Source organism: Stenotrophomonas oahuensis, assembly GCF_031834595.1.
Lineage (GTDB): Bacteria > Pseudomonadota > Gammaproteobacteria > Xanthomonadales > Xanthomonadaceae > Stenotrophomonas > Stenotrophomonas oahuensis.
The window spans coordinates 2862223-2881784 of sequence record NZ_CP115541.1; the positions used below are offsets into that span (position 1 = coordinate 2862223).

The 19562-nt window shown below is 65.0% G+C and carries 18 protein-coding genes; 9 read left to right on the top strand and 9 right to left on the bottom strand.

The window, feature by feature from the left end:
• Window positions 1-2: 2 nt before the first annotated feature.
• Window positions 3-746, top strand: a complete 744-nt coding sequence (locus PDM29_RS12795) for a 3-keto-disaccharide hydrolase (protein WP_311190494.1) — start codon at window positions 3-5, stop codon at window positions 744-746.
• Window positions 747-795: 49 nt separating this feature from the next.
• Here the strand turns inward: PDM29_RS12795 and PDM29_RS12800 are convergent, their stop codons facing one another.
• The 5 genes from PDM29_RS12800 to PDM29_RS12820 are packed head-to-tail and all read right to left on the bottom strand — an operon-like array spanning window position 796 to window position 5434.
• Window positions 796-1092 carry a c-type cytochrome gene (locus tag PDM29_RS12800; protein WP_311190495.1) on the bottom strand — a complete coding sequence of 99 codons (297 nt, stop codon included), beginning with the start codon at window positions 1090-1092 and terminating at the stop codon, window positions 796-798.
• Window positions 1093-1112: 20 nt separating this feature from the next.
• Window positions 1113-1979: a sugar phosphate isomerase/epimerase family protein gene (locus tag PDM29_RS12805; RefSeq protein ID WP_311190496.1), complete on the bottom strand. Its 867-nt coding sequence runs from the start codon at window positions 1977-1979 to the stop codon at window positions 1113-1115.
• Window positions 1980-1999: 20 nt separating this feature from the next.
• Entirely contained in the window at window positions 2000-3124 is a 1125-nt protein-coding gene (locus PDM29_RS12810; protein WP_311190497.1) for a Gfo/Idh/MocA family protein, read from the bottom strand.
• A 12-nt stretch (window positions 3125-3136) separates the two neighbouring features.
• On the bottom strand, window positions 3137-4354 hold the full coding sequence (locus tag PDM29_RS12815) for an MFS transporter (RefSeq protein ID WP_311190498.1): 1218 nt from the start codon (window positions 4352-4354) through the stop codon (window positions 3137-3139).
• A gap of 27 nt (window positions 4355-4381) precedes the next feature.
• Entirely contained in the window at window positions 4382-5434 is a 1053-nt protein-coding gene (locus tag PDM29_RS12820) for a sugar phosphate isomerase/epimerase family protein (protein WP_311190499.1), read from the bottom strand.
• A gap of 95 nt (window positions 5435-5529) precedes the next feature.
• Here PDM29_RS12820 and PDM29_RS12825 point away from each other — a divergent pair, with 95 nt between their 5' ends.
• Window positions 5530-6561: a LacI family DNA-binding transcriptional regulator gene (locus tag PDM29_RS12825; RefSeq protein WP_311190500.1), complete on the top strand. Its 1032-nt coding sequence runs from the start codon at window positions 5530-5532 to the stop codon at window positions 6559-6561.
• Here the strand turns inward: PDM29_RS12825 and PDM29_RS12830 are convergent.
• The gene (locus PDM29_RS12830; RefSeq protein ID WP_311190501.1) at window positions 6449-7405 is read right to left on the bottom strand and encodes a Na/Pi cotransporter family protein; all 957 of its coding nucleotides are present in this window, start codon (window positions 7403-7405) and stop codon (window positions 6449-6451) included. The genes PDM29_RS12825 and PDM29_RS12830 overlap by 113 nt on opposite strands.
• Before the next feature lie 208 nt (window positions 7406-7613).
• Between PDM29_RS12830 and PDM29_RS12835 the strand changes: the two genes are divergently transcribed.
• The 7 genes from PDM29_RS12835 (at window position 7614) to PDM29_RS12865 (ending at window position 15547) form a co-directional block, all read left to right on the top strand.
• Window positions 7614-9254, top strand: coding sequence for a hypothetical protein (locus PDM29_RS12835; RefSeq protein WP_311190502.1), 1641 nt, complete (start codon window positions 7614-7616; stop codon window positions 9252-9254).
• Window positions 9255-9301: 47 nt separating this feature from the next.
• Entirely contained in the window at window positions 9302-9712 is a 411-nt protein-coding gene (locus PDM29_RS12840) for a hypothetical protein (RefSeq protein ID WP_311190503.1), read from the top strand.
• On the top strand, window positions 9712-10152 hold the full coding sequence (locus PDM29_RS12845; protein WP_311190504.1) for a hypothetical protein: 441 nt from the start codon (window positions 9712-9714) through the stop codon (window positions 10150-10152). The genes PDM29_RS12840 and PDM29_RS12845 overlap by 1 nt, the downstream gene beginning before the upstream one ends.
• Window positions 10153-10246: 94 nt before the next feature.
• Window positions 10247-11227, top strand: a complete 981-nt coding sequence (locus tag PDM29_RS12850; RefSeq protein ID WP_311190505.1) for an aldo/keto reductase — start codon at window positions 10247-10249, stop codon at window positions 11225-11227.
• Between the two features lie 144 nt (window positions 11228-11371).
• Window positions 11372-12652 carry an FG-GAP repeat domain-containing protein gene (locus PDM29_RS12855; protein ID WP_311190506.1) on the top strand — a complete coding sequence of 427 codons (1281 nt, stop codon included), beginning with the start codon at window positions 11372-11374 and terminating at the stop codon, window positions 12650-12652.
• Between the two features lie 99 nt (window positions 12653-12751).
• Complete coding sequence (locus PDM29_RS12860; RefSeq protein WP_311190507.1) at window positions 12752-14380, top strand: arylsulfatase; 1629 nt, start codon at window positions 12752-12754, stop codon at window positions 14378-14380.
• Between the two features lie 18 nt (window positions 14381-14398).
• On the top strand, window positions 14399-15547 hold the full coding sequence (locus tag PDM29_RS12865; RefSeq protein WP_311190508.1) for a DUF1254 domain-containing protein: 1149 nt from the start codon (window positions 14399-14401) through the stop codon (window positions 15545-15547).
• Between the two features lie 59 nt (window positions 15548-15606).
• On the opposite strand, the gene PDM29_RS12870 is transcribed toward PDM29_RS12865, so the two are convergent.
• The 3 genes from PDM29_RS12870 to PDM29_RS12880 all read right to left on the bottom strand — a co-directional run bounded on the left by PDM29_RS12870 (window position 15607) and on the right by PDM29_RS12880 (window position 19487).
• Window positions 15607-17553, bottom strand: a complete 1947-nt coding sequence (locus PDM29_RS12870; protein WP_311190509.1) for a hypothetical protein — start codon at window positions 17551-17553, stop codon at window positions 15607-15609.
• Window positions 17554-17610: 57 nt separating this feature from the next.
• Entirely contained in the window at window positions 17611-18336 is a 726-nt protein-coding gene (locus tag PDM29_RS12875; protein ID WP_311190510.1) for a hypothetical protein, read from the bottom strand.
• A 95-nt stretch (window positions 18337-18431) separates the two neighbouring features.
• The gene (locus tag PDM29_RS12880) at window positions 18432-19487 is read right to left on the bottom strand and encodes an MBL fold metallo-hydrolase (protein ID WP_311193779.1); all 1056 of its coding nucleotides are present in this window, start codon (window positions 19485-19487) and stop codon (window positions 18432-18434) included.
• Window positions 19488-19562 lie beyond the last annotated feature (75 nt).

A 19562-nucleotide genomic window follows, 5' to 3' on the forward strand; every position in this document is an offset into this window, starting at 1 on the left:
CGATGACCCGACCCCTATTGATGGCGGCCTGCCTGCTGGCGGCGGCCCCTGCATTGGCTGCGCCCAAAGGCGACCCCGCGCGCGATCCCGCGACGACCGAAGCCTGGACGCCCGAACCCGCCATCGTGGCCACGCCTCCGGGCGGTGCGCCGTCTGACGCCATCGTGCTGTTCGATGGCAAGGATACGTCTGCGTGGGAGGCGGAGGAGGGCGGTCGCGTGCCTTGGACCGTGGCCGACGGCGCAATGACGGTGGTGCCGGGCAGCAAGGGCATCCGCACCCGCGAAAAGTTCTGCGACATCCAGTTGCACGTCGAGTGGCGCAGCCCGACGGACACGAAGGGCTTTGAAGGCCAGGACCGGGGCAACAGCGGCATCTTCCTGCAGGAACTCTACGAGCTGCAGGTGCTCGACAGCTACAAAAATCCCACCTATGCCAACGGCCAGGCCGGCTCGATCTACAAGCAGGCCATGCCGCTGGCGAATGCCTCGCGCCCCCCGGGCGAATGGCAGGCCTACGACATCGTCTGGAAGGCCCCGCGCTTCTCGCCGGGCGGAGGGCTGATCTCGCCGGCGCGCATCACCGTGCTGCACAACGGCGTGCTGGTGCAGAACGACACCGTGGTGTCCGGCAAGACCGAATACATCGGTGCCCCCTCATACGCCCCCCACGACTGCGCCCCCCTGTACCTGCAGGAACACGCCTCCAAGGTCAGCTACCGCAACATCTGGGTCCGCAAGCTATAAAGAGACCCGTGTAGAGCCACGCCATGCGTGGCTTCGCGGCACCTGAAAACTACTTGGCCAAATACGCGGCCAAATCATCAATCTCCTGCGGCGACAACTGCGCAAACGGCGGCATCAACCCGCCGCCCTTCCTGATCTTCTCCTTGATCTGCGCAGCATCCAGCCTTTTGCTTACATCGGTAAGCGCAGGAAACGTAGGCGGCACCCCCGCCCGACTCGCCCCATGGCAGGCCACGCAATGCACGCTGTAAAGCTTCTCACCCGCCGCCGGATCCTCCTTGGACCAGGCAGCCGGTGCCAGCATCGAACCACACAGCGCTACAGCAGACATCAGAATCACTTTCACAACACAAACTCCTTCGCTTGCTAGCGCTTTGCGCGGGCGGGCAGGGTGACGGTCAGGTGTTCACGCAGGTAATCGGCCCCGGTGTTGATGATGGTCGCAGGATCACGCGGCTGGTCATGCTCGACGATATACCACTGCACCTTGGCATCCGCTGCAGCCGGCAGGATCACGCTCCAGTCGAGTACGCCCTGGCCCACGGCGGCGAACCCGCCTTCGTCCTTGTTCTGGCCCGTGGGCGCATTGTCCTTGGCGTGCACGGCGAACATGCGGCCGTTGAACTTCTTCAGCATCACCGCGGGGTCATAACCCGCACGTGCCACCCAGGCCAGGTCCAGCTCGGTCTGCAGGTCGGGGCCGGCCGCGGCGAACAGCAGTTCCAGCCCCGTTTTGCCGTCGTAGTCGACCAGTTCGAAATCATGGTTGTGGTAGGCCAGATGCATGCCCTGGGCCTTCACCTTTGCTGCGAGCTGGCCGAGTTCCTGGCCCAGCGCGGTCCAGCCGGCCGCATCCTTCGGGCGGTCATTCTCGTTCAGATACGGCACGACCAGGGTGGTGTTGCCGATCGCGCGGTTGAAGGCGATTGCGCTGTCCAGGTCTTTGCGCAGGTCGGCCAGCTGCGTATGCGATGAGATCGCCTTGATCGAATAGCGATCCAGCAGCTGCTTCAGTTCGGCGGCACTGACGTTCTGCGTGCCCACGGTTTCCACCGCATGCACGCCGGCGTCGTGGACGATCTTCAACTGCTGGTCGAGCGAGCCGGCATTGCGCAGCGTGTACATCTGCACCGCGATGGGTTTCTGCGCGCTGGTGACGTCGGCGGCGAAAACGGGCAGGGCGGCGAGCAACAGCAGCGCGAGGGTGGTGGTCCGGCGTGTACGGGTCTTCATCAAGCACTCCTTCCGGGAATTCAGCTGATGGCGGTCCAGGCGCGAGACCTGGCCGAGGCGATGACGCGATCAACAATCAGCGCCGACCGCGCGCCGTCTTCAAAGGTGGGTAGGCCCTCGGGCCGTTCGCCCTCAATGGCCCGATAGGTATCGGCGACGAAGGCCTCGAAGCAGGTGCCGTAGCCCTGCGCGTGCCCGGGTGGAAACACGGCCAGCCGGCGTTGTTCGGCGCTGCCTGCGCCCGGCCCGCGCACGAAGGTCTCCTCGCGCTGGTCGGGGTGCCCGATCCACAGACGCTCGGCGTCCTCCTGGTTGAAGGCCACACTGGCCTTGGCCCCATCAATTTCGAACCAGAGCCGGTTGTGCCGCCCGGCCGAGACCTGGCTGACGGTCAGCGAGGCCAGCGTGCCAGCACCGGTCTTGAACATGGCAGCGGCCACGTCCTCGCTGGCGACCGCCTGTTTCGCACCGCCTGCTGCGGGCGTAGTGAAACTCTGCCCGGTGACGGCACCGCGCTCGGCGATGACCGTGGCGAACGCGGCGCTGACGTCAACGAAGCGCTCCCCGCCGACCCATTCCACCAGGTCGCACCAGTGCGAACCGATGTCGGCGAACACGCGTGAGGTGCCGCCCAACGTCGGGTCGACACGCCAGTTGTTGCTGGCCGGGTCCAGCAGCCAGTCCTGCAGGTAGCTGCCGTGAATCAGATGCAGTGGACCCAGCTCGCCCTGCGCGATGCGCGCGCGGGCTTCACGGACCACCGGGTGGTAGCGGTAGACGAAGGGTACGGTGGCCACCAAACCGGTCGAGCGGGCCAGTGCGGCCAATGCCTGGGCGTCGTCGAGGGTGGTGGCCAGCGGCTTCTCGCAGATCACGTGCTTCCCCGCTTCCAGCGCGACTTGGGCCATCGCGCGATGCAGATGGTTGGGCGTGCACACGTGCACGACCTGCACCTGGGGATCGGCCACCACCTCCTCGATATCCCGATAGCCGTGCGGCACATTCCACGCCTGCGCCACCTCACGTGCGCGCTCCGGTGAAGACGCGACCACGCCACGAACCGCCGCTCCGGCCAGCAGCGCCGCGCGGCGGTGCACCGCACCGATCATGCCGGTGCCGATGATGGCGATTCCAAGCTTGGGCATCGGTGTGTGTCCTCAGGGGGCAGTGGAAGTGGCAGCCACGACCGGGCGGTCGCGGAACAGCAGCAGGAAGGCGACCAGCACCAGCAGCGCGACACCGGCCGGGAACAGCCAGATCTTTTCCCAGTCCGGACCGGCTGCCGTGGTGTAGTGCTCGACCACCGCGCCGGACAGGAAGGTGCCGATCAACATGCCCACGCCATACGTGGCCAGGGTGATGAAGCCCTGCGCGCTGCTGCGCGCGTCCGGGCCGGCATGTGCGTCGGTATAGATCTGCCCGGTGACGAAGAAGAAGTCGTAGCAGATGCCGTGCAGCACGATGCCGATCACCAGCAGGGAGAACGCGCCGCCGGCATCGCCAAAGGCGAACATCACATAGCGCACCACCCACGCGGCCATGCCCACCGCCAGCATGGTTTTCACGCCCAGGCGCACGAACAGGAACGGCATCGCCAGCATCAGCAGCACTTCCGACACCTGGCCCAGCGACTGCAGGCCAGCCGCACCGCGCACGCCCAGGTCGTTGAGGTACGGGTTGGTGAAGTTGTAGTAGAACGCGAGCGGAATGCAGATCGCGATGGAGGCCAGGAAGAACACCAGGTACGAGCGCGACTTCAGCAGCCGCAGCGAGTCCAGCCCGAGGATCTTGCCCAGCCCGGCATCGCGCTGCTGCGCCAGAGGTGGCGTGTGCGGCAGGGAGAACGCATACAGCCCCAGCAGCAGCGAGGCCAGTGCGGCCATCTGGAAGGTCAGCTCCAGTCGGTGCGCCTGCTCCCAGCCCAGCCAGCCGATCAGCACGCCGGCCACGATCCAGCCGACGCTGCCGGCCACCCGCACCAGCGGGAACTGCTTCTCCGGCGACTGCATGTGCCGCATCGCCACGCTGTTGGCCAGCGCCAGGGTCGGCATGAACAGCAGCATGTAGCCCATGACACAGGCGAAGAACGTATTGAAGTCGGTGGCTGTGGACGCAAACCACATCAGCACGGCACCGGCCAGATGCAGCACCCCGAAAATGCGCTGCGCCGCGAAGTAGCGGTCGGCAATCAGGCCGACCAGGAACGGGGCGACGATCGCACCGATCGACTGGCTGAGGAAGGCGGTGGCCACCTGGCTGGCACTGGCCTGCAGCGGGCCCTGCACCAGATACGTGCCCAGGGTGACGAACCAGGCTCCCCAGATGAAGAACTGCAGAAACATCATCGCGCCCAAGCGCGACATGGTGTGCGTCATGGCTACCCCTCCCAGGGCGGTAATGGCTCAGATTCCCAGCATGTGGCGCAGTGATTGCGGGTCGCTGCCGCTGTCGGCGAAGTCGTCGAAGGCGCGTTCGGTGACCCGGATCAGGTGGTCGCGGATGAACGCGGCCCCCTCGCGCGCGCCGTCTTCCGGATGTTTCAGGCAGCACTCCCACTCCAGCACCGCCCAGCCCGGGAAGTCGTACTGCGCGAACTTGGAGAAGATCGCCTTGAAGTCGATCTGGCCGTCGCCCAGCGAACGGAAGCGCCCGGGTCGATCAATCCAGTCCTGATACCCGCCGTACACGCCACTGCGCGCGCTGGGGCGATACTCCGCGTCCTTGACGTGGAAGATGCCGATGCGTGCGTGATAGCGGTCGATGAAGCCCAGGTAATCCATCTGCTGCAGCAGCAGATGACTGGGGTCGTAGAGAATTTTCGCGCGGGGGTGGTGGTCGACCACATCGAGGAAGCGCTCGAAGGTCGCGCCGTCATGCAGATCCTCACCCGGGTGGATCTCGAAGCACAGATCCACGCCGCACTCGTCGAAGGTGTCCAGAATCGGCCGCCAGCGACGCCCCAGCTCGGCAAAGGCTTCGTCCACCAGCCCCGGCGGGCGCTGCGGCCAGGGATAGAAGTAAGGCCACGCCAGCGCGCCGGAGAAGGTGGCATGCGCGGTCAGTCCCAGTCGCTGGCTGGCCTTGGCGGCCAGTTTCAGCTGCTCTACCGCCCAGGCCTGACGAGCCGCCGGATCGCCGCGCTTGTCCTCGGGCGCGAATCCGTCGAACAGGCTGTCATAGGCGGGATGCACCGCGACCAGCTGGCCCTGCAGGTGAGTGGACAGCTCGGTGATCTGCACACCGTGCCCGGCCAGCATGCCGTCGATTTCGTCACAGTACGTCTGGCTGCGTGCGGCCTCGGCCAGATCGAACAGGTGAGGGGCGCTGGTCGGCACTTGTACGCCAGAATAGCCCAGCCCCGCGGCCCATCCGGCCAGCGTGTCGAGCCGATCAAAAGGAGCTGTGTCGCCGATGAACTGTGCCAGGAACAGGGCCGGGCCCTTGAGCGTCTTCAACGTGTTTCGCCCTCGATGCAATCGATTGCATTATCCTAGCAGCGGCTCGGGCAAGACCTGTTGTGCAGTGCACAGCGGAAGGAGGAACTAACGCCATGGCAACCATTTACGACATCGCAAAGCACGTCGGCGTCTCGGCCGGGACGGTGTCGCGGGCGCTCTCGCGGCCGGACAAAGTCCTGCCGGCCACGCGTGCGCGCATCGAGCAGGCGGTCGCCGCGCTGGGCTATGTACCCAATACGGTGGCCCGAAACCTCAAGACCCAGCGCAGCGGCAAGATCCTGGTTACAGTGCCGGATATCGCCAACCCGTTCTTCGCGCAGATCCTGCAGGGCGCGGAGGACGCCGCGCAGGCGGTGGGCTACGCGGTGCTGCTGGGCGACACCCAGCATCTGCCCGAGCGCGAGGAGCGCTATGCGCAGATGCTTCGGCGTAACGAGGCCGATGGTCTGATCGTGCTGGGGCATCGGTTGCCGCCGACGGCGCGCGAGATCGTGCAGCAGTTCGGGGACGCCGCGCCGGTGGTGAACGGGTGCGAGTTCGACCCGGCCGTGGGCATTCCCAGTGTGCATATCGACAATGCCGCCGCTGCAGGCGCTGTCATGGACCATCTGTATGGGCTGGGGCACGAGCGGATTGCCGTGGTCGGCGGGCCGACCGACAACCCGCTGCACCAGCAACGGATGGAAGGTGTGAGGACTGCCGCCAAGGCGCGCAAGCGCCTGCGTAGTCTGAGCATTGCGCCGGGGGACTTTTCCCTTGAATCGGGCCACGCGGCGACGCTTGCATTGCTGGACTGCGAAACCGCACCAACCGCAATCTTCTGTTTCAGCGACCAGATGGCGCTGGGGGCGATGGCGGCCTGCCGGGAGTTGGGCATCCGCGTGCCGGATGACGTGTCGATTGTCGGCTTCGATGACTTGGCCTCGTCCCGTTACCTCACGCCGCCGTTGACGACGGTGCGCCAGCCGATGCGGGAGATCGGCGCACGCGCGGTACACCTGCTGCTGGCCCTCATTGATCGGGTGGACGTGCCGCTGCAGCAGACGCTGGAGTTTGACCTGATGCTACGAGGCTCGACAGCGGCCCCAGCATCGGCAGGAACAATGCTGAAATCCCCACGTTGAAGAGAAGGTGAGCCAGCGCCAGGGCCATGCCCGGGTCGTTGGCGAATGCCACCACGGCGCGCGAGAAGGGCACCAGGAACGGCAGCAGTATCAGTGTGCCCACAGCGTTGAAGAGCAGGTTGGCCAGTGCCGTAGCGCGTGCAACCGCACCCAGCGTCATGCTGACGATCAATGCCGTCGAGGTTGAACCCACATTGGCCCCCACCACCATGGGGATGGCCGCTTCCGCCGGCAGCACTCCCTGTTGCACCAGCAGAATGGCAACGCCGGTGGTCACGCTGCTGGACTGCACCAGCGCCGTGATCAGCAAGCCGCTGAGCACGCCCAGCCAGGGTGCGCTGGCCGTAGCAAGCCAGTTGCTGAGCCACGGCTGGTCGCGCAGCGGCTGCACCTGCGCGGCCATCAGATCCAGCGCGAACAGAATCAGGCCCAGATAGAACACTGGCTTTCCCGCCGCGCGTAGCCGGAGTGGCAGCGCGGATGCCAGAGCGCCCAGCACGATCAGCAAGGGGCCCAGTCCGCCGAGCTTGAACGACACCAGCCAAGCGGTGGCGGTGGTGCCCACGTTCGCCCCCAGCAGTACGGCCAGACTCGCCCGGAACGACAGCAACGACGCGTCTACCAGTGCCACGGTCAACGCGGTGACCGCGCTGCTCGACTGCACCACGGCCGTGGCCAGCGCGCCCACCATGAAGCCGCTCCAGCGATGGGCAGTGAGCCGCTGCAGCGACGTGCGCAGCAGGGACTCGCCGCTGCTACGCAGCTGCTGGGTGAATCCTTGCAGTCCATACAGAAACAACACCACGACGGCCACGAGGGTGAGAACTGCAGAGACGCTGCTCATACGGAACCGGGCTGAGGGCGGACCTGTGATCGTGGCGCAGCGCATCGGTGAATTGCCAATTGCGACTGAAACTACGGTGTTTCGACGCGTTTGGGCGTGCCGATTACGACATAGGTGCCGGTGCCAGCGGCGTGAGTAGGGAGCGCCAGAGTCCAGATGCAGCGCTTATGATGTGCGTCACTGTGAGCATCAAAGGATAGGACATCCCGTGCGTTTTACTGTTTCTGTAGTTCTGGCGGCGGCCTTGGTGGGCAGCCCTGTGGTCGCCGTTGCGGCCGAGTCGGTGTATGCATCGCTGCAGCTGATCCAGCATGACGATACAACGCAGTCCGGCGTGGAGTCGGTGACGTTTCACCGGGTCAAGATTGATGCTGCTGCGAACGGCGGTCGCACCGTCACGGTCCAGCCGTTGTGGGCCGAGTATCAGGTGATGGGCCACGGCAAGCATCGGGTCACCGACCTCGATCAGCGCGAGCCGGGCGTGCAGCCGATGCTGGACGCCTTGGCATCTGGATTCCGCACCACGGTGTCGGCCAAGGACGAAGCGGGTGTGCTGTCGCCCGTGAACACGCGCGTCTGGGAGCAGGCGCTGACGGAGATGCCTGACGCAACGCAGTGGCAGCTGTCATGCGAGAATGTGCTGGCCATGCTGCCGCAACAGGTGCCGGCACAGTGGAACGTCGGCCAGACCCATCGTCGTACGGCGCAGTCACAGGCGCATGGCACCGTGTCGGTGGAGCAAAAGGTGGTTGCATTGACCCCGACGGTGGCGGTGTTGGACTTCACCGTGAGTGGCAAGGCGCTGAAGGGCACCGGGCGGCAGGCGGTGCGTCGCAGCGACGGCATGCCGGTGGAAACCCGCACGACGCTGCATCGTGATGCGGCGCGCGGCTTCCCCTCGACCACTGAAACCAGCCACGTCGCTGACTTGGCTTACGAACCCTTCCTTGAGCCGATGACCGCCGAGCAGTATCGCCAGCAGGTGGCGTCGCTTACCGACGAGCTTGCGCAGCCGCCGTACAGCGCGCCCAGCGGACGAGCTGACGACTACACCGCTTCCAAGGAGGTGGAGAGCCAGTTGGACGCCTGGATGGTGTCGGCGGACGCGCTGCCTTCCTTCGAGAAAAGCCTGCGCTTTGCGCTGCTGCCGGATCGGGATTCGGCTCGCACCCAGCTGGCCATCGGCGCGGAAGCCCGGCTGGGTCCGGCGTCTCCCGTGTCCTCCGTACTGGAGCCCACGCTGACCGTCCGCCCGCGCTCGGTCACCCTGCTCGGACGCGACGGCAAACCGCTGCCGGACCTGGAGGCGGTGCGGATCCTGTCCTCCATGCAGATGGAAGGACGGCACAAGGTCGCCGAAACCTCGCCGTCCTTCCCGTTCCGCCTGCCGTTGAACACCACCGAACAGCAACGACAGGCGCTGGATCGCATCCGCATGACCGTGGATGTCGAGGTCCACCGCTGGGTGGGCACGGAGGTCATCAAACCCGGCGAGGCATCCAAGGTGAACCCCAGCGTGCGCGTGTCCATGCCGGCCCCGCATCGGATCACGCTGCAGAATGAGCGCGTCCAGCCTGCAGAATCGGGAGGCATCTGGACCAGCGTGGTGCCGCTGGATGCGGAGGGTAAGGAGATTCCCACCCGACATCTGGGCGTTGGCCCGTTCCAGAAGAAGGTGGGCGACAGCGAACTTCCGCTGGTCTGGGAGTTCCGCACCCAGCCGTACTGGAATGAGATCGCCGCCGAGCGGCCGGTTGCCGCGCTGCAGTTGCGGCACTATGGTTGGGAAACGCTGCGCCGGGAGTGGGAGTTCCGGCGGGTGGGAGAAGATGGCAAGCTGCTGGACTGAGGACCGAAGCGCAACGGCTCGCATCATGGACAGAAGGAGATGAACGCATGGGAAGGCAGATAACCGCGTTTCTGCTGGTGGTAGGGCTGAATATCGCGGTGGCGGTGTTCCTCGGTGTTTCCGTGGTCGCCAAGAGCGTGTTCGTGTTCGCAAGGGCCGATGCCCTGGCTTATCTGTGCGGGCTCTGGATTGCCTTGCTGGCGGGCTGGATCTCACGCCGCTATGGTTTCGCCTTGGCGGTCGCTGGCATCCATCTTGGCTTCGGGCTTCTGGCGGCTCACTTTGTCGCAGGATTCACGGAGGCTGGGTTCGTCCAAGCGGTCTCCGCAAATTCCCTGAACTTCGCCGTATTCATGCTTACCGGCGTTGTCGGTGCGTGCATCGGCGTGCTCCTGTCGCAACTGAACGGTGCTCGAGGTCGGCGCGCTCGCTCTGTTGATCGCGGAGAGCTCAGCTGATGGCCGCGGGCATGTTCACAGATGCGTGGTTTGCATCAGAGTGGCGAGCGCTGGGCTTCTTCTACGACCGGAATGATGACCAGAAGCGTTGGGAAATCACCGGCACCCGGAACGGACTTCAGGCGTTTTCCGCCGCGATCCGCGGCTATGCGGCTGACCCGGAGCATGACTGGGTGTCGTGTCACTGCAATCTCGGTCCGTACGACTATCTGGAGATCGGCACGTGGGACGTCGCCGTGATCGACAACCACTGGATTGCCGGTCGCCTGGAGGACCTGCTGGCGCTGGCCGGTTACCTCGATGAGTGGCTGATCACGGCCCAGCCGGGCATGTCCTTGTCGGCGAGGTCGTTCCATTCGCCTTCGGCCCCCTATGACCTTTGCCTCTACCTGATGGAACCGGGATTCGATCCGGCATCGCTGGATGAGAGCCTCTTATAAGCCTGGCGCATAAGTGCATTCAGGTTAAGCGCCCTTATCGCCGGGCGGCGATGGGCGCAGACTGGTGGTCATCCCCACACCAGGAGTATCAACCATGAAGACACGCACACTCGGCCGCAATGGTCCGCAGGTTTCAGCGCTGGGCTTTGGCTGCATGGGCCTGAGTTTTGCCTACGGCCAGGGCCTGGAACGACCCGCTGCGGTCAGCCTGATCCGCGACGCCATCGAGCGCGGCGTCACACTGTTCGATACCGCTGAAGCCTACGGCACCCTCAACGAGCAGATGCTGGGCGAGGCCGTGGCCCCGTTCCGCGACAAGGTGGTGATCGCAACCAAGTTCGGTTTCAAGGACGGCAACGCACAAAAGGGCGTGGACAGCAGCCCGGCCAACATCCGCAAGGTGGCCGAGCAGTCATTGCGCAACCTCGGCACGGAGCGCATCGATCTGTTCTACCAGCACCGTGTGGATCCGGCGGTGCCTATGGAGGATGTGGCCGGTACCGTGCGTGACCTGATTGCCGAGGGCAAAGTGGGGCACTTCGGGTTGTCTGAGGCGGGTGTGGATTCCATCCGCCGTGCGCACGCGGTGCAACCGGTGGCGGCACTGCAGAGCGAGTATTCGCTGTGGTGGCGAGCGCCGGAGCAGGACGTGCTGCCGGTGTGTGAGGAACTGGGCATTGGCTTTGTGCCATTCAGCCCGTTGGGGCGCGGTTTCCTCACCGGGAAGATCGACGCCAGTACCACGTTTGAGAGCGGTGATTTCCGCGCCAATAATCCGCGTTTCTCTGTGGAGGCACGTACGGCCAACCAGCAGCTGGTGGATGCGATTGCGCAGATTGCGGAGGCGCGCAAGGCGACGCCGGCGCAGATTGCCCTGGCGTGGTTGCTGTCACGCAAGCCGTGGATCGTGCCGATTCCGGGGACGACCAAGCTGCATCGGCTGGAGGAGAACCTGGGTGCGGTGGAGGTGGAGCTGAGTGGCGATGAGCTGGCGCGGATTGGGCAGGCGCTGGAGCAGATTCAGATCGTGGGTGATCGGTATCCGGCGGAGCTGGCGGCGCGCGTGGGTCGTTGATTCAATGTGACACGCATGGCGTGTCATCGCGGTCCCAAAGGTGGTCGAAGCCACGCAGGGCGTGGCTCTACGGGGTTCCGCGCACGCCCCATGGTGGAATTGTTATGGTGGTCAGGTCTCTCGCACTGCAGGAGCCCCACGATCATGCACCTCCGCATCACCGCACTGACCGCCGCCCTCCTTGCTTCAGGCTGCGCGCAGCAGCCGGCCGCAACCGCTTCAACGCCGTCTCCGCCCAACCCGGCCGCCCACGCCTTCGACCTCATCCACGAAGCGCCGTCAAAGTACTTCACCGATGCCACCGCCACCCATGTGCCGATGGCTCCACAACTGCACGCCACCGATTCGGTGTTCGTCGACGTGGACAACGACGGGCATCTGGACGTGGTGGTTTCAGTGGAACACGGCGTCAACCGCCTGTACCGCAACGACGGCACTGGCAAGCTGACCTACGTGCCCGATGCATTCGGCACCACCGCACGCGACAACGAACACGTACGCGCGGCCGACTTCAACGGCGACGGCAACATCGACGTGGTGTTCGTGGCCGAAGCGGATAAACGGCACCAGCTGTTCTTCGGTGACGGCAAGGGTGGCTTCACCGATGTCAGTGACCGCCTGCCCGCGCACAGCCAAGGCAACGGGCTGGCAGTAGGTGACCTCAATGGCGACGGTCACCCGGACATCTTCATCGGCAGCACCGGCGAAAGCCCGCAAGGCCTGCAGCCGGCCCGCAACCTGTTGTTCCTCAATGATCCGGTGCGCCCGGGTCACTTCATCGACGCCTCCGCTTCCCATCTGCCGGCCGGCGACGACCAGACTGAGGGCGTCGCGATCGCCGACATGAACGACGACGGCCATCTGGACGTGCTGCTGGCCAGTCCGAGCCATCCCAATCGCCTGCTGCTGAACGATGGCACCGGGCGTTTCGTTGACGCCACGCAGCAGCTCGACCTGCGGGTACCGATGGAAACCCGCGAAGTGCATGTCGCCGACGTCACCGGTGATGGCAAGCCGGACATCTTATTCTTCAACATCACCAGCAACAACGGCGCCTGGGAGAAAGATCCGCAGACGCGCCTGCTGGTGAACGACGGCAATGGACGCTTCGTCGATGAAACAGAAAAGCGTCTGCCCACGCATACGTTCTCCAGTTGGGCCGGCACCGTGGTGGACTTCAACGACGATGGCGCTCCGGACCTGCTGGTGGGCGCGATCCAAGTGCCGGGCTTCGTGCCATTGCAGCTGCGCGCGTGGCAGAACGATGGCAACGGCACATTCACTGACGTCACCCTGGACGCCGTGCCCGGCATCACCGTTGGCCGCAGCTGGAGCATGGGGCAGGGCGATCTGAACGGTGACGGGCGCACGGATGTGCTGGTGGGCGGCTGGGGCACGCAGGCGCGGCTGCTGCTGTCGAAGTAACCAGTACAAATACTGGCTCCTGCTGCGTAAAACGCCTCTTGGCCCGCCTGTCCTGCGGGGGGATGCTTGCCAAAGCATCCTCAGCGAAGGGAGTGTTCCATGGCAACGGCACGCGCGAAGAAGGCGGCACCGGTCCGCAAGACAGCGGCGAAGAAGGCACCCAGCCGGGCGCGTAGCAGTGGAAAGCCGGCGGCCGGCCGGAAACCGAACATCCTGGTGATCTGGGGTGACGACATCGGCATCAGCAACCTCAGTTGCTACAGCCACGGCCTGATGGGTTACCAGACCCCGAACATCGACCGCCTGGCCCAGGAAGGCATGTTGTTCACTGACTCCTACGGCGAACAGTCCTGTACCGCAGGGCGCTCGTCCTTCATTACCGGCCAGAGTGTGTACCGCACCGGTCTTTCCAAGGTCGGGCGTCCGGGCGGACAGGAGGGCCTCCAGCCGGAAAGCGTGACCATCGCCGAGCTGCTGAAGGAGCAGGGCTATGCCACCGGTCAGTTCGGCAAGAACCATCTCGGCGATCTGAACAAATACCTGCCTACGGTGCACGGCTTTGACGAGTTCTTCGGCAACCTCTATCACCTCAATGCCGAGGAAGAGCCGGAGATGTACGACTACTTCCCCGAGAAGGACTTCCCCAACATCCGCAAGCAGATCGGGCCGCGGGGGGTATTGCACTGCTGGGCCACCGACAAGGACGACGCGACCGAGCAGCCACGCTGGGGCAAGGTAGGCAAGCAGAAGATCAAGGACACCGGTCCGCTGACCAAGAAGCGCATGGAGACCTGCGATGACGAATTCGTGGTCGCGGCCAAGCAGTTCATCAAGAAGCAGCACGCCGATGACAAGCCCTTCTTCGTATGGCTGAACACCACGCACATGCACATGTTCACCCACACCAAGAAGTCCAGCCTCGGCCAGGCCGGGCGTTGGCAGTCGCCCTACCACGACACCATGATCGACCATGATCGCAACGTGGGCGACATGCTGGACCTGCTCGACGAACTGGGCATCGCCGAGGATACGCTGGTGTTGTATTCCACCGACAACGGCCCGCACCGCAATTCCTGGCCGGACGCCGGCACTACCCCGTTCCGCAGCGAGAAGGACACCAACTGGGAAGGCGCGTTCCGGATTCCCCTGCTGGCACGCTGGCCGGGTCGCATTGCGCCGGGATCGATCGCCAACGGGATCGTGCAGCACCACGACTGGCTGCCCACCTTCCTGGAGATGGCCGGTGCACCGCAGGTGGTGGAGGAACTCAAAACCGGCTACAAGGCCAACGGCAAGACCTTCCGCAACCATATCGACGGCACCAGCCTGCTGGGGTATTTGACCGGCAAGGAAAAGGAGAGCCCGCGCAAACTGTTCATGTATTTCAGCGACGACGGCGACGTGCTGGCCATGCGTTACGACAACTGGAAAGTGGTGTTCATGGAACAGCGCTGCCGGGGCACGATGCAGATATGGGGCGAGCCGTTCACCACACTGCGTCTGCCGAAGCTGTTCAACCTGCGAACAGACCCCTACGAGTATGCCGACATCACCTCCAACAGCTACTACGAGTGGTTCCTGTACCACGACTACCTGCTGTTCGCCGCGTATGGCATTGCCGACCGGTTCGCACAGACATTGGTGGAATATCCACGCGTGCAGAAGCCAGGCAGTTTCACCATCGACGACGCGCTGGCCAAGATGAACGCGATGTCGGCCCACGATTGACGATCGGGAGAGCGTGTCATGCGCAGATGGATTGCGTTGTTTGTGTTTGCCGCGCTGAGCGTCGGGTGCGGCTCAAGGGATGAAGCGCAGCCTGCGCCGGTTGCCGCTGAGCCGACAGAACAGTCGCCAGCAGCTGCCACACCCGCCGCGCGTGCGCCCGCGCCGGCTCCGGTCCCAGCGCCGGCAGAGCGCCCGCCGGTGCTTACCGCCGACGGTGCACAAGTGGTGACGCCGGCCAACTTCGTTCGGGCCGAGTCTGACCGGTACATGGCCAACCTGGCCAAGGAATCGGGTGGGCCGGGCAAGATGGTGCACCGGCGCGAGCCGGCGTCCATCGAGAACCAGTCCGTCATCCGCCTCAACCGCGACACCCTGTACAGCTCGGCGGTGTTCGACCTGGATGCAGGCCCGGTCACGATTACGCTGCCGGATGCAGGCGACCGTTTCCAATCATTGATGGTGGTCAACCAGGACCATTACGCGTGGACCGAGTATGGCGCGGGTGCGCATTCGTTCGACCGTCAGAAGGCGGGCACGCGCTACGTGGTGGCCGGGGTTCGTACCTTGGTAAATCCGGCAGACCCTGCCGACGTGGAGGCCGTGCATCGTCTGCAGGACGCCATCACGGTGGCCCAGCCGGGCGGTCCTGGGCAACTGGACCTGCCAAAGTGGGATGCGGCCAGCCAGGACAAGGTGCGCGATGCTCTGCTGGGACTGGCGGCGACGTCGCCTGATTTCCAGCATGCCTTCGGACAGAAGGACGAGGTTGATCCGGTGGCGCACCTGATCGCTACGGCGGCGGGGTGGGGCGGCAATCCGGACAAGGACGCCACGTATCTCGGGGTAGCTCCGCCGCGTAATGACGGCAAGACGGTGTACCGGCTGCGGGTGAAGGACGTGCCGGTGGATGCGTTCTGGTCGGTGAGTGTGTACAACGCCAAGGGATACTATGAGAAGAATGCGCTGGGTGCGTACTCGCTCAACAACCTCACCGCGGTGAAAGACCCGGACGGTACGGTGACGATCCAGTTCGGGGGCTGCGATGGCAAGGTGCCGAATTGCCTGCCGACGGTGCCGGGCTGGAACTACACCGTGCGGCTGTATCGGCCGCAGCAGGCGATCCTGGATGGCAGCTGGACGTTCCCGGCGGCAGAGCCTGTGGTGTAGGGACACGCCATGCGTGTCCGCGCGATGCCGGCGATTCTGTGGACACGCATGGCGTGTCCCTACGGGCGTTTTCGGTCGTGATACCGCGCGATGCTCTGCTGCAGGTCTTCCAGCGCGCCCTCCGGCAGCCACAGCTGGCGTGAGCCGCGGGTCATCGCGGTATACGCCGCACGCACCGGGTTGTGCGCATAGCGGCGGGCAAAGCCGGTGCGGAAGCAGCACGGTGCCATGGCGACCTGGGCAAACTCGGTGTTCTTGCTGTGCTCGACCAGCATCAGCAACAACGCCGCCTGCATATGTGGCTCCAAGCGTTCGCACAGCGCGTCGAAGTGCGTACGGTTGTAGCCGCGCATGAACAGACGCGACACCTGGGGCAGCTGCTGCTCGTCCCACTCCGCGAGCAGGTCTTCCCAGCGCCGGCTGCTGCCGCCGTGAGTGGTCAGTTCGCGGTACGCGTCTGCGGCGCGGTCCACCTCGCGTCCAAGCTGGCGCAGGGATTCGGGATGAATGCCGAATGCGGCTCCGGCAGCGGAAAGCCGCTGCGCTTCCTCCAGCAGCCGCCAGGTACTGCCGTACACCTGCGTGCCTTCCGTGGGCACTTCGTCCCAGCGCGTGTAGGTGGCCGCCACGGTGGCATGGGCGCTGGCCCCGCTGAATGGCTGCTGGTACACCCCGGTTGCGTCCAGGGCGAGCGTGTCGTTGACCAGTTGCTCGACGTAGCGACCCTGGCGCACGGATTGGTTGATCTCCAATGCCATGCCGGTGGCAAATCGTGGTGCACGCCCGATCAGGCGCTGATTGGGATCGCCCAGGCTGATCACCGCGCCCTCGTAGCCGGACAGCAGCTGCTTCCAGGCCGGGCTGAGGTCATGCGCCTCGTCGATCAACAGCGTGCCCCAGCGGGCGGGAATACGTGCATCGTGCTGCGCCAGCCACTTGCCGATGTGGTCCGGGGTCAGGCTGAGCAGGCCGCCCTTCTGCACGGTCGGGTTGAACATGCAGCGCCAGACGTGCTCGGCAGCGGTGATGAAGGGCGAAGCATCCAGCATGGCGTAAGGCACCGCCCGCAGGAAGTGGCGCGCTTCGAGCTGCGCGGAGGTGGATCGGCACCAGCTGGCGATGCCGTCGAAGGCGATGCGCAGCACGCTGGTAGCGGGGGTGCGGCCAATCGGCTGCAGCCCGATACGGCTCACAATCTCGGCAAACGACAAACGACTGACCTGATAGGCCGGCGCAAAGTCGGTGCTGAGCACGCCGCGCCGATGCGCATCGGCCGCCACCTGGTTGGCGAACGCGATCTGCGACAGCAGCGCCACCGATGCCTGCGTGCCCAGCCGCTCGCGGAACGCCTGCACCTGGCTGGGACGCGGTGCCAGATAGGTGAAATGCCGGGTCGCCCCGGCCAGTAGCTGCAGCACCAGGTGCGTTTTGCCGGAACCGGCGTACGCGTCCAGATCGATGTGCTCGTCATCGTTGGCCACAATGGCGCGCAGGGCGCGGGCCTGGTCGTCGGTGTAGTCGTGATCGCGTTCGATGTAGATCGGCGCGTGCTCGCCGCTGGCGATGGTCTCGCTGGTTTCCTGATAGGCCGCCTCGGTATAGAAGCGCACCGTGTGCGGGGTCAGGGTGCCGTCGCAGGCCTGTTGGAACGCCACGGCGTCGAACGCCTCCGTCGCCGCATGCTGCTCAATCAGAGTGGCCGGAGCCAGCACGCGTTCCTGCGAGGCCAATGCCTGCTGCCACGCCTGCAGCGTGGAAGGCAGGCCGGCGCGCAGCCCGGCCAGCTGCGCCGGCACCGCGTCGGGCTGTGCGGCAAACAGCGCACAGGCTTGCTCCAGCATGGTGCTCAACGCGCCTTCGGGCTGGCGGCTGCGCAGGCACAGTGCGGCGGCGAACAGCCCGGCACGTTCGAGTGCGCTGACCGGAATCGATCCGTCTTCCAGATACGATGCCACCGCCTCCTGTGAGAGTGGCAGCACATAAGCAGAAGTCAGACGTGAAGACATCAGTAAAGACTCAGTACGGGTGCGCCTGCGCGCGCGATGTGGTGGGACGGTGGAGGATCATGCGTCCTCCATGGCGTCGAATTTCGTCACCGGGATCAGCGTGTGGATGTCCGTGCCCACTGCCGTCAGCAGTTCCTCGCAATGGGTGGCATCCCACAGGTCGAATACTTCCGCTTCCCAGTTGACACCCGGTTCGCTGGGTTCGTGCGCGACATGCAGGCCCTCTTCGGCGTAGATCGCGTGGTCGCTGGTGACCACAGCGCGTGCCTGGATCCTGCCCAGTACCTCGAACATGTTGTCGTTGTAATCGCCGTAGACGAAATCACGCGCGACACAATCGCCGCCGACAATGAACCAGGCTTCCGAGGCCACGCTATGGCAGTGCAGATTCCCAAGCACGGCTACATTTCCGGTGTCGCGGAGGATGCCGTTGACGGTCAGGTCGCCGGTGACCAGCAGGGCGGAAGGTGGCTGCAGGTCGCCGTCCACCACCAGGTTGCCGTGGTGCACGACCACCTTGCTGTTGCCCTGGAGCAGCTGACTGACAGCAGCAGCTTCCAGCTGCAGGTCGGTTGCCGGTAACTGCTCGCGCAGCACCTGCCCGAAGGCGAACAGGGTGCTGGCGAAGCTGCCCTGCAGGAATTCCATCAGGGCGTCGATGCCGCCGGCCTCACGGCCGATCTCGGCCAGGTCGTCCAGCTGCGGGTCGGGGCAGCAGGGGAACTCGGGCAGGGTCTGCGGGGTCCAGCCGGTGGCGGGAATCTGACGGATATCGATCTGCATGGGCGTCCTTGTAGAGAAGTGTGTTCCTGGACTCCGCATGATAACGCAGCGGCAGCAGGCCCTCCGGCGCTGCCGGCGCTTCACAACCGGTGTACTCAGCGCTGGCCCACGGGCTCCAGCGGGGCGGACGGCGCCGACTTCATCGTGCGCCACCACGGCCGACCGGGGTGCGGTGCGTCCAGATCCAGGCGTTCGCCCATTTCCGGCGTGGACAGCGCGATGCCACGCTGGGCGGCGAGGGCACTGACTTGTTCGAACGGGTCGTCCCAGGTGTGCATGGCCAGGTCGAAGGTGCCGTTGTGGATCGGCACCAACCAGCGCGCCCGCAGGTCCTGGTGCGCCTGCACCGTCTGGGTGGGCTGCATGTGCACGTAAGGCCACTTCGGGTCGTAGGCACCGGTTTCGATGAAGGCCACATCGAACGGTCCGTAGCGTTCGCCGATGTCCTTGAAGCCGGCGAAGTAGCCGGTGTCACCGCTGAAATACACGCGCAGGTTGTCGTCGATGATCACCCACGACCCCCACAGGGTGCGGTTGCTGTCGCGCAGGCCGCGCCCGGAGAAATGCTGGGTGGGGGTAAACGCCAGGCGCAGGCCATCCACTTCGGTTTCCTGCCACCAGTCGAACTGGCGCACCTTGTCTGCCGGCACGCCCCAGTGGGTGAGGCGGTCGCCGACGCCCAGCGGCACCAGGAACACGTCGGCGCGGTTGGCCAGGTACTTCACCGTGGCGCGGTCCAGATGGTCGTAATGGTCGTGCGAGAGCAGCACGCCGCGAATCGGCGGCAGATCCTTCAGTGCAATCGGCGGGGCATGGAAGCGCTTCGGCCCGATCCACTGGAACGGCGAGGCACGTTCGGAGAACACCGGATCGGTCAGCCACCAGCCGCCGCGCAGTTTGATCAGCAGCGTGGAATGACCCAACCGGTAGACGCTGCGGTCCGGGGCCTTGGCCAGCGCCTCCGGGGTCAGCACACGCACCGGCGGCGAACTGACCGGCACGGTGCCGTCCGGGCGGTTGAAGAAGAAGTCCCAGAACAGCTTCAGCGTGGTGCCCAGCGATTCTTTCGGTTTGGGCGCGGCATTGCGGAACTGGTCGTCGAACTGCTGCGGTGACTGCGGATAGGTAGTAATAGGCACGGTAACGGTCATCCCGATCAGAACGGTGAGGGCGGAGACAACAACAAGCACACGAACGGTGCGGCTCTTGAGATGAGTGCGTAGGCG